The organism is Microcystis sp. LE19-41.2A (assembly GCF_027530405.1).
GTDB classification, from domain to species: Bacteria; Cyanobacteriota; Cyanobacteriia; order Cyanobacteriales; family Microcystaceae; genus Microcystis; species Microcystis aeruginosa.
Genome location: NZ_JAPZQJ010000535.1, coordinates 1 through 9,906 on the forward strand (window position 1 = coordinate 1; position 9,906 = coordinate 9,906).

11 protein-coding genes are annotated in these 9,906 nt (G+C 41.0%); 6 read left to right on the forward strand and 5 right to left on the reverse strand.

All coding sequences use genetic code 11. The annotated features are described in order from the left end of the window. Nucleotides 1-218 precede the first annotated feature (218 nt). A complete protein-coding gene (locus O9290_RS22485; RefSeq protein WP_004159326.1) occupies nt 219-425 on the forward strand; it encodes a type II toxin-antitoxin system HicB family antitoxin in 207 nt (68 codons plus the stop codon). A 310-nt stretch (nt 426-735) separates the two neighbouring features. Here the strand turns inward: O9290_RS22485 and O9290_RS22490 are convergent, their stop codons facing one another. Continuing rightward, nucleotides 736-1,068, reverse strand: a complete 333-nt coding sequence (locus O9290_RS22490; protein ID WP_288059859.1) for a DUF5615 family PIN-like protein — start codon at nt 1,066-1,068, stop codon at nt 736-738. Then, nucleotides 1,065-1,289 (reverse strand): DUF433 domain-containing protein, encoded by a 225-nt coding sequence (locus O9290_RS22495; protein ID WP_002745983.1) that lies wholly within the window; start codon nt 1,287-1,289, stop codon nt 1,065-1,067. The genes O9290_RS22490 and O9290_RS22495 overlap by 4 nt, the downstream gene beginning before the upstream one ends. Before the next feature lie 325 nt (nt 1,290-1,614). Between O9290_RS22495 and O9290_RS28605 the strand changes: the two genes are divergently transcribed. Both O9290_RS28605 and O9290_RS22500 read left to right on the forward strand, forming a co-directional pair. Beyond that, entirely contained in the window at nt 1,615-1,776 is a 162-nt protein-coding gene (locus tag O9290_RS28605; protein ID WP_012266890.1) for a DUF6887 family protein, read from the forward strand. Nucleotides 1,777-1,872: 96 nt separating this feature from the next. After that, entirely contained in the window at nt 1,873-4,083 is a 2,211-nt protein-coding gene (locus O9290_RS22500) for a hypothetical protein (protein WP_288059861.1), read from the forward strand. Between the two features lie 73 nt (nt 4,084-4,156). On the opposite strand, the gene O9290_RS22505 is transcribed toward O9290_RS22500, so the two are convergent. Both O9290_RS22505 and O9290_RS22510 read right to left on the reverse strand, forming a co-directional pair. Continuing rightward, entirely contained in the window at nt 4,157-4,588 is a 432-nt protein-coding gene (locus O9290_RS22505) for a DUF29 domain-containing protein (RefSeq protein ID WP_288059863.1), read from the reverse strand. A gap of 166 nt (nt 4,589-4,754) precedes the next feature. Next, nucleotides 4,755-5,462 (reverse strand): DUF8619 family protein, encoded by a 708-nt coding sequence (locus tag O9290_RS22510; RefSeq protein WP_002788869.1) that lies wholly within the window; start codon nt 5,460-5,462, stop codon nt 4,755-4,757. A 233-nt stretch (nt 5,463-5,695) separates the two neighbouring features. Between O9290_RS22510 and O9290_RS22515 the strand changes: the two genes are divergently transcribed. The 3 genes from O9290_RS22515 to O9290_RS22525 all read left to right on the forward strand — a co-directional run bounded on the left by O9290_RS22515 (nt 5,696) and on the right by O9290_RS22525 (nt 8,699). Next, nucleotides 5,696-6,562 carry a Uma2 family endonuclease gene (locus O9290_RS22515; protein ID WP_288059865.1) on the forward strand — a complete coding sequence of 289 codons (867 nt, stop codon included), beginning with the start codon at nt 5,696-5,698 and terminating at the stop codon, nt 6,560-6,562. Further along, a complete protein-coding gene (gene cobJ, locus O9290_RS22520; RefSeq protein ID WP_288059867.1) occupies nt 6,559-8,004 on the forward strand; it encodes a precorrin-3B C(17)-methyltransferase in 1,446 nt (481 codons plus the stop codon). The genes O9290_RS22515 and cobJ overlap by 4 nt, the downstream gene beginning before the upstream one ends. Nucleotides 8,005-8,333: 329 nt before the next feature. Next, nucleotides 8,334-8,699 carry a DUF1815 family protein gene (locus O9290_RS22525; RefSeq protein ID WP_002801757.1) on the forward strand — a complete coding sequence of 122 codons (366 nt, stop codon included), beginning with the start codon at nt 8,334-8,336 and terminating at the stop codon, nt 8,697-8,699. 45 nt (nt 8,700-8,744) lie between these two features. Here O9290_RS22525 and O9290_RS22530 read toward each other — a convergent pair whose 3' ends face one another. Next, nucleotides 8,745-9,713: a glycosyltransferase family 2 protein gene (locus O9290_RS22530; RefSeq protein WP_288059869.1), complete on the reverse strand. Its 969-nt coding sequence runs from the start codon at nt 9,711-9,713 to the stop codon at nt 8,745-8,747. Nucleotides 9,714-9,906: the final 193 nt, after the last annotated feature.

The following is a 9,906-nucleotide window of genomic DNA, read 5'->3' on the forward strand; positions in this document are numbered from 1 at the left end:
TTCCTCTCTGGCGATGAGGTGTAGGGCGGATAGAAACCCCTATCTTCTGTGGGGCCTAAAAATTTAACAGCCGGACCGACACCTGCCCCCACGAAAAGCTTTTTCGGCAAACCCTATCTAATTGTGTGTTGGGTTTTTTTAGGTCAATCCAACCGACAAGAGCGGCTATAAAATCTAATATAATCAAGACAGCAGGTCATCCCATAGGTAATTCTCAAATGAATTATAAGATTGACATAGAACAAGAAGAAGATGGACGATATATTGCTGAAATCGTCGAACTTCCGGGAGTTTTAGTCTATGGCAATAGTCAACAGGAAGCTATTGCTAAAGTTCAAGCACTTGCTTTGCGTGTCTTAGCCGATCAACTTGAACAGGGAGAACTTCCAGAAAATCACCTAAATTTATCATTTGTTGCTCTATGAGTCAATGGTCAGCAACGAAAGCCAAACAAGTTTTAAAAGCATTAAAAAGCATAGGTTGGAAAATTAAACGCAGTGGACTGTTTCAGCTAAAATAGGGCAATAGATTTCGGCTTAAAGTCTTAAATTATAGAATTTATAGCATTTTTCTAATACACCAAATTAACTGAAACAATCCAGTAGGGTGTGTTAGCGATAGCGTAACACACCAATTTAATAATAAATTTGCTGCGTGGGGAGCGGATTATTGATTTTGGTTTTTTAACAGAATTGGTAGCCGCAAACACACACCCTACCAGATCAGCGATCGCACTCAACCTAATATCAACAGACTTTCTGTTTCACTATCAAAAAATTCAACAATAATTAAAAAATAAACTCTTAAAATTTCGATAATCTTTGCAGTGGGACTATTACCAATACGAAGATAGATAAATTTTGGTGGATGACCATATAATAGACTGCGCTGATGAAAATCGGCATCTTTAGAGACAATTACAAAATCGTTGAATTTGGCAAATTCCCAGATAAGTGCATCATCAGTATTGATCAGTCCTAAAGTCTTGACGTGCTGAGAATTAGAATATAAATCAATTATTTTATCAATAATCCGATCTGACAAATTTTCATCTAATAACAGTTTCATAAAGAGGTGATAAATAATTTTTTCTCTCGATCAGCAGCAAAAGCCAAACAAGCCTTGATATCCTCGGAAGTTAATTCTGAAAAATCCTCAAGAATTTCTGCTTCTGTCATTCCTGCTGCTAAATATTCTAGAATATCGTACACAGTTATACGCATTCCTCGAATGCAGGGTTTTCCGCTTCGTTTTCCAGGTTCAATGGTAATAATGTTTTGGTAACTCATAATGCTTTAACTATTTTTACCTTCCCAATTATATCTTATTCGATGACAGAGATCGCACTCCACCCCACCGACAAGAACGATCACCCTTCAACTTCTTACCACTCTTAGGGTGTGAAGTGCGAAAGCATAATGCACCAATTTAATAATAAATTTGCTGCGTCGGGTGCGGATTATTGATTTTGTTTTTTTAACAGAATTGGTGGCCACCTAACGCACCCTAAAAAATCTGAAAACCCGCATCTGAATACTGAGTCCTGAATACTGAAGACCGACTCCTAACCCCTCGAAAAGCCTTGTAAGTTAGCAGCTGTTGAGATATCAATAGTTGGCAATCAGATCTCACTTATTTGCTAACCTACACACACCCTACCAGATCAGGTGTTCGCACTATGTTCTAAAGCACCGTGAGGATGATGAGGCTTTACGGGCGTTGATCGGTCATCGAGATCCGAATGCGATCAAGTATAATTTACCCAGCACCCATTGACTTAGGGTTGTAGATGATAAGCCTAACAGTTTTCTAAAGCAGTGCTACATTTGATTCACGAGACTATTGTGTTCAGTCCAGTTTTCAGGAGGAGAGATGGGCAACAAAAAAAGAAACATGGATACGACATCTAAAGATAAAAGCGACATCGCTCGTGATATCGAATTCCATTTCTATGGACATCGTTTTCCCTTTACTATCTGCGCGCTGTTTCTATGCTTATTCGTTTTATATTTATTAACAGGAGTTAGGTTTACTAGCTCTTATTTTAGCCAGTCTTCAACTTCCCTACCTTCCCTAATATTTACTTTTCTTGCTTTCCTGCAAGCGAATCAGTTTGTGATCAGATCATGTATTGTAATTCTTTTTCTACTTTTATTGAATCCAAAATTTAAAGATTTAACCCCTACTAGAATTATCATTGCCAGTGTAGTTGCTATTGCTGGTGACTATTTATTTGAGAAAGTCATCCAACATGGATCAAATGAGTTAACTCCCTTGTTTTTACTGATTTTATGGTGCGCTGCTTGGGGATTTATCAATTATGATTATCAACAACGATATAACAAAGAAGAATATATCCGAAAATACTTTACCGAGGAGCGGATTAAACAAATTCGTGAAGAATATAAAGAATGGCAATTACTTCCAGATAAAATAGACAGGATGCAAAAGTCAGTGGAAGATCGTTATTATCGATTAGTTATTGAACAAAGTAAATTAGATGCTTTACCCAAATCAAATTATAAAAAAGAGAAAGAGCAAGAATTGTCAAAGCTGAGAATAGCAAGTTATTCTTCAGGTCGTTCTTATGAATACTATGAGACCGAGCGACGATTACAGCAAGAGCTACGGGCAATAGATGAAGAGATATGGAAAGCAAAAGAAGAAATACGCAGAGAAATAACCGATATGTCAACAACAGAAGTAGATTTTCTTGTGTTAAAAATATTTGAGCAGGACAATAATTATGAATTGGGGTTTACTCATTTTGTTGAAGCCTTAAAAAGTTTAGCTCGCACTTACACGGATACAACACCTCATTATTCTGAATTTGTAGATACTTTAATAGAGTCGTTGAGACGAACAAATCCCAAGCTTGAAAGTTTTTTAAGTTCAAATTACTTTTTTAGTTACTACGACAATGGTCAATTTAGCCCTTTAGTAGAAAATATGCTAATAAAGGCCAACAAGAAAAATCAAGAGCATATTTTGTTACTCCGTAAACTTATCGATTTTGTAAATCATTGTCCCACTTTTAAAATTCCAGTCCAGATTCGGGAAATTACCTTAAAAGCATCTAGGGACACAATTAGATTCTTATTTATTATCTCACTTCAGGTCTTAATCGCCTTTGTTGCTAAACAGTGGATTCCTATCCCATTAATTGTTTATTGTTTAATAGGAAGTTTAGTCTTTTATATTGTTGTAATGATATGTCACTTAATTGACCGATGCTTAAAGGAAACCACCCTCGTATCTGTAATTGAGGGAATTGGTGCGTTTGCCAAGGATACAATTGTAAACACAGTCTTATCGCCATTTTATTACGTTTTTTCCCTAGGAGTTGTGCTTGAACCAATAGTCGAAAATATCCTGATGTTTACATGGAGAGAATATTCAGTAGCAAACGGATCTCGTAATCCTATTCTCTTGTTATCCAACGCATTAGCTGATGTTTCACTTAGGACAATTCTGCTCACTATCCGTATGGTAGTTGTGAGCCTACGTTTTTTTGTAGTATTCCTGTTCTATTCGCTGCATTATGTTACTTTTTGGCTTACCTTTATTGTTGCGGTGATTCCAATCATGTTCGTCGTGTCTATCTTTTATAGTCTTGCTCCACTAAGCAAATTAATATATGGTGTTTTAGCCGAGATAGTCTTATCTGTGGAGTCAAATTTAAGACGATACTACTTGGAGTGGATTCTGTTAATCATTTGGGCATTGAGTGTAAATATCCTTGCTAACCTAGCGTTGATTCGGATATCTGGAACTTATCCCTGGATTTCTTTGGTTACTTTGATTACATTGATAATTTCTTACCTTGTATTCATGTTTTACGGTGCTTTATCTACAGGTAGGACACTTGAAGAGGAATGGAATTATATTGTCCAGCCACTAAGTGAAAGATTAGCAGAGTTTATTTTCGGTTTCTTAGTTTTATCTTGGGTACTAATCGGAATTGACCGACTTTTCAGCCTTAACCATTTTAAGCCACAATCGGATCTGGTTGTCGGAACATTAATCTTAATAAGTCTTACAGTTATTGTGTTCATAACCTCTACTTTTGTTCAGACAGAGTAGAAGGGTGCGTCCAACGAACCAAAATAGATCTCTTGCAAAAATCAAAAATCTTCCGTTAGGTGAGGAGATTCGTCTATCGTTCCGACAAATGAAGAGAACGATTTAAAATATCCTCAATACCGTAGGGACAAACGGGGGGAAACTCCAATCCCGTCCCTCTAAAGGCATCGGCACAAGCAACAGCATAGAGTTTAAATAGGCTTTCATCGGTTAAATATCGCCTTAAACTGGGGCTATCGTCCAAATAAAGCCTAATATTAGCTCTTTCTCGCTGAATAGTTCCCAGCCAACCCCGGGATCGCCGTTGAGGTTGATAGTCCCACTTTAATAAATGATGCAAAATTAATCTGAGACTAGCAAGTAAGCGATCGCGCTCCCGTTTCGACAAATCCCGCACCTCTTCGACTAAATTCTCAATATCTAACTCGGAAAACCGACCGGAGGCTAATAAATCGGCCATTTGTTCGGCCCAAAGTCCAAAGTCTTGCTCATAGGATGCCGTCATCGATTTATCTCCTTCTAAGCTCAATTAAAATTATATTGAACCCCTTGCATAATTAATTTTTGATGGTTCAAAAACAGCAAAAACAAGGATTAAATTAGCCAAAATCTGTAAATTATGATTCATTGATGACTGAGAAACCGGCATCGTTTCAAAGATTGCCGAACCATTAACGGGTTTTGCGTCTTCGGATGACATTATTAGAATAACGAGAAGGTTTTGGCCGGGGTTCTTTTCCCCCTCCCAATTCGCGACTAACTTGCTGGAAAATATCCCGTCGCAGCACAGGATATTCCCCTATCCACTGGTCGAGTTGGGGAAGATGGACATCAGAAAGCTGATTGATATCCCCTAAATCGGGGTCTCGAGACATTAACAAAGCTTCGGCCACCATCCCGGGACGGATCGATTTATGGATGCGTTTGAGGGGAGCGCGAACGATCGCCGAAAAGCCAGTTTGATCACCGATTTCTAGATTAATACAGCGTTGGCGATTTTCGATAATCTCTAATTCCCCGCGTTTATTGACCCTTTCTTCTTCCCCGATTAATTCCTCGGTGACAAAAGCATCGAAAACGCGACCGCGCCAAAACCCTCCGTAGGGAAGACGACGATAGGTATTATTGCGAACACTGGCCCAGTAAACCGGACCCCAGAGCCAATATAAACCGGCGATAATGTTGAAAATCAGTTTAATTGTTAAACCACCGGGGCCGAATAAATTACCGATTAACCAAGCTGCGGTGAGAGCGATGATAGAAATGAATAAACGGCGCAGAAAATCAGACCATTTACCCCAATAGTGAGCGTACTGGGGGCCGGTGGCGATAATCGGGACAATTTGCTCGATCGATTGACGGGTAAGGGGAACCAACATTATCAGTTATCGATTATCAGTTATTAGTTATAGTGTGCCTAATTGACTCGTGAATGGGTAGGCTCTAGAAGAGGACGTTTACCTTTCATTTAGGCTCGCTGTATCAGTTATGACAGCGTTTCTCATAACTAGATGAAGTGTAACCTAATTTGGTATCGACCACCGACTTCCCAAAAGGAAAATTTTGTACCTCACCACTAAGATAAATGCTATAGTTTTGGGGAATTGTCTATATGTTGGTTGCCATTCATCCCATCGCTAAAAGCTCAGGACTTCTGGCGAAATTTCAGTTAAAAATTAAATCCCGCAAGAAGTCCGATGAAACAATCTATAATAAAATCAATGCTGTTTTGTTCCCAAAGACTGCCACCATGACTTCTTCCCCGGTTAAATCCTTAAATTCTCAGGCTGTAACCACTCAACATTTACCCCCGTTAGAAAATGGGGATCGCTTAATTCGTCCCGAATTCGAGCGCCGTTATCAAGCTATGCCAGGATTAAAAAAAGCCGAACTGATCGAAGGAGTTGTATATATGGCATCCCCATTAAGGTTTAAATTTCATGCTGAACCCCACGGACGTTTAATCACTTGGTTGGGAGTTTATCAAGCTGCTACCCCCCAAGTACAAATGGGTATTGAGCCAACAGTCCGCTTGGATATCGACAACGAACTACAGCCGGATGGGGTGTTATTAATTAGTCAAGAAAGCGGGGGAAAATCAACCCTAACTGTAGAGGGATACCTAGAAGGAGCGCCGGAATTAGTGGTAGAAATTGCCGCTAGTAGTGCCGCCATAGATTTAGGGGATAAAAAACGTGCTTATCGTCGCAGTGGCATTCAAGAATACCTTATTTGGCAGGTATTTGATCAAAAGATTGATTGGTTTAGTTTAGAAAATGGCGATTATATTTCTTTGTTACCCAACCAAGAAGGGGTGATTTGCTCTCTAGTATTTCCGGGTTTGTGGTTAGATATTTCAGCCATGCTCAACGGCAATATGTCACGGGTGTTGGACATCTTAAAGGCTGGAATTAACTCGGTAGAGCATCAAGAATTTATCCAAAAGTTAACTGCAGCGCAGTCAGGGGAAGCCAAATGAAACCTCCAGCTATTCTCATTTTAGGAGAAACCAGCCTCCCCGTTGCTCGTCAAGTGCAAATGGCCCTACCGGAAGCAGTGGTTTATGGGTTAATAAATCGTACCCATTCGGCTGATTTTACCTATACTAATTTTGGCGAAACGGTGCGAGAATTTTTCCAGATGGGAACGCCAATTATTGGCATTTGTGCGGCGGGTATTTTGATTCGCACTTTAGCACCTTTATTAACTAATAAATGGCAAGAACCACCTGTATTAGCAATCGCAGAAGATGGCAGCGCCGTAGTGCCTTTGTTGGGGGGTTTACAAGGGGTTAACGATCTCGCTCGTCAAATTGCCTCGGTTTGGCAAATTTCCCCCGCCATTACCACCACTGGTGATATTAGATTTAAAACGACTTTATTATCGCCACCACTGGGTTATCAGTTAGTTAATCCCGATGATGCTAAGAAGTTTCTTGCCGATTTATTGGCGGGTGAAAAAGTAAAATTAATTGGTGAAGCGGACTGGTTAAAAAATAGTAATTTACCGATTTCATCAGCAGCAAAACTGAGCATTGAGATTATCGATAAAAATAACTTAAACTTAGCAAAACCTAGCACTGCCTGTTTAGTTTATCTGTATGAGGAAAGCCAGCAAATTAAGGAAAAATCCAGTTTGTCCCCAGGGGATTTTGCCCAGGAAAGTCAAGGTAAATTAGCCATAGTCGGAACCGGCCCTGGTGCGCTAAATTGGATGTCGCCGGAAGTTCGAGAAGTATTGGAAAAAGCCACGGATTGGGTGGGTTATAAAACCTATTTGGATTTGGTAGAATCCCTGCGAAAACCAGAAATTGTCCGCCATGAATCGGATAATCGGGTGGAACTCGATCGCGCAGAAATGGCCTTAGATTTAGCGGCTAAGGGGCGATCGGTTGTCTTAGTTTCTTCCGGAGATCCCGGAATTTATGCCATGGCCGCGGCCGTGTTTGAGGTATTAGAAAAAAAAGCAAAACCAGCATGGGATGCGATCGCCATTCAGGTCTGTCCGGGGATTTCGGCGATGCAAGCGGCGGCTGCGAGGGTTGGCGCACTTTTAGGACATGATTTTTGTGCGATTTCCCTATCGGATATTCTCAAATCTTGGCAGGTGATTTCTCAGCGCATTGAGTTAGCGGCCCGAGCCGATTTAGCGATCGCATTTTATAATCCTGTGTCTCAAGAGCGCACTTGGCAATTGGAGAAGGCAAAAGAGATTTTATTACAATGGCGCTCGCCGCAAACTCCTGTGGTACTAGCGCGTAATTTAGGGCGAAAAGGGGAAACAGTGACGGTGAAATTCCTAGAGGATATGACTATTAAAGATGCGGATATGCGAACCATAATTTTGATTGGATCGAGTAAAACTCGCCTGATTGAGCAGGGTAAAAGCAAGCAATGGGTTTATACTCCACGTCACTATTAAGTAGTCGTGTAAAATTAACTTCTTGGTTAGGATAGGCAGTCAACATAGATTTGCGAACTTTTTTGTCGAAACCGGATCTTAAACTTTAAAAATAGGCATGATGGGAATAGCTGGGATCGAGGGGGTGGAAAGACGGATAAACTGGTAACTTTGTACTTACATAAACTTGGCGATATCAGGAATTCACGCTACTCTAGGTATCGGGTTCTTTACATTTTGTTACTTAACATCCGTAAAAAAACCTGGTTCAAATATCTTATTTTCTCAAAAAAGAATCTTAAAACAGTATTAAGGTTTTATAATTGAGGAGTGTTGTCAGGAGGAACATTGTGTTTAAACGACTTGCAGAACAGCATCGCCAACTAGTCAAAGACTTGGTCATGGATTTACAGGCCTTAGCGATCGCACTAGAAAATCAAGGTTATCTAGCATCTTGCTATACCTGTGGCGGTCAAATGAACAGCGCCTCCTTTATGGTCGGATTGGGTGAAACCCATCTAATTCGGTTTCTCGTGTCCGATTACGGCATCACCTGGACAGAAATGCGCGATGATCGAGAGTTAATGAAACTCGAAGGTGCGGAAGCCATCAGCCAACTACAGGAATTAGCCAATCTGATTAAATATCAAATTTCGCCGGCGGAATTTATTGACAAAAAACCCTCCTCCGTGCTGCAACGGTTAGAGACGGTTTAACCCCAGATGTGACCTAGACCTGTATGTTTAGTGAACTTTTTCCCCCTAACCTTTCAGCCAACTGTTAGCTAGATAAGCCATTCGTTTCATCTCTTTTCGTCCCCGGGAGACGGAATCGAGGATCATGCCACAGGTCAAACTTAAAAAGGCTAAAAGCATGATCGAGGCCGATAAAATAGCGGTGGGAAAACGTGGTACTAAGCCGGTTTCGAGGTATTCAAACAGGACGGGGATCGCTAAGAGGAGGGAAATAACCGCCAAAATTAGCGAGACAAGGCTAAAAAAGAGAAAAGGACGAATTTCTTTAAAAAGTAAGATAGCGGTTCCCAATACTCGCCAGCCATCTTGAAAGGTTTTTAACTTACTTTGGGAACCTTCGGGACGTTCCCCGTAGAGGGTTGGTTCTTCGGCGAAGGGAATTTTTAATTCTAAAGCGTGGATAGTTAACTCGGTTTCAATCTCGAAACCATTGGACAAAGCGGGAAAAGATTTGACGAAACGACGAGAAAAGACGCGATAACCGGAGAGCATATCGATTAAACGCGCTCCAAACAGAAATTTCACCAATCCTGTTAAAAATAGATTACCGGCCCGATGACCGGGACGATAAGCCTGGGAGGATTTTGCCGCTTCCCGACGCGCACCGACAACCATATCCAATTGTTCCCGCAGCATTCGTTCAATTAAGCGTCGTACTGCCGCAATTTCGTAGGTATCATCACCATCGATGAGAATATAGATATCGGCCTCGATATCGGCAAACATCCGCCGGACAACATTGCCTTTTCCAGGTTGGATTTCCTGACGAACGATCGCCCCAGCTTTGAGTGCCTCGGTCACGGTATCATCGGTAGAGCGGTTGTTATAGACATAAATTGCCGCTTCTGGCAGAAAAGTTTGAAATTGGGAGACCACTTTTGCGATCGTTAGTTCTTCGTTGTGACAGGGAATAATCGCCGCAATACGATAGTTTTTCAGGGAAATAGGCGATCTGGTTGTCAGGTTCTCGATCATGGCTGACGACAATGTTTAATAATAGTTAGGGGTGTTTCTTGACGTTGGACGGCTTGACATCCTCACCGCCGTAAACGGACGGTGATTCCCAAACCTCACGATTTAGGTTTCTGCTTCTTTCCCTTGCGGGGTTCCGCACCTGCCTTAACAGATTTACTCTGTTCTGGTCTTATGGTCGCTCTACAGACTGACA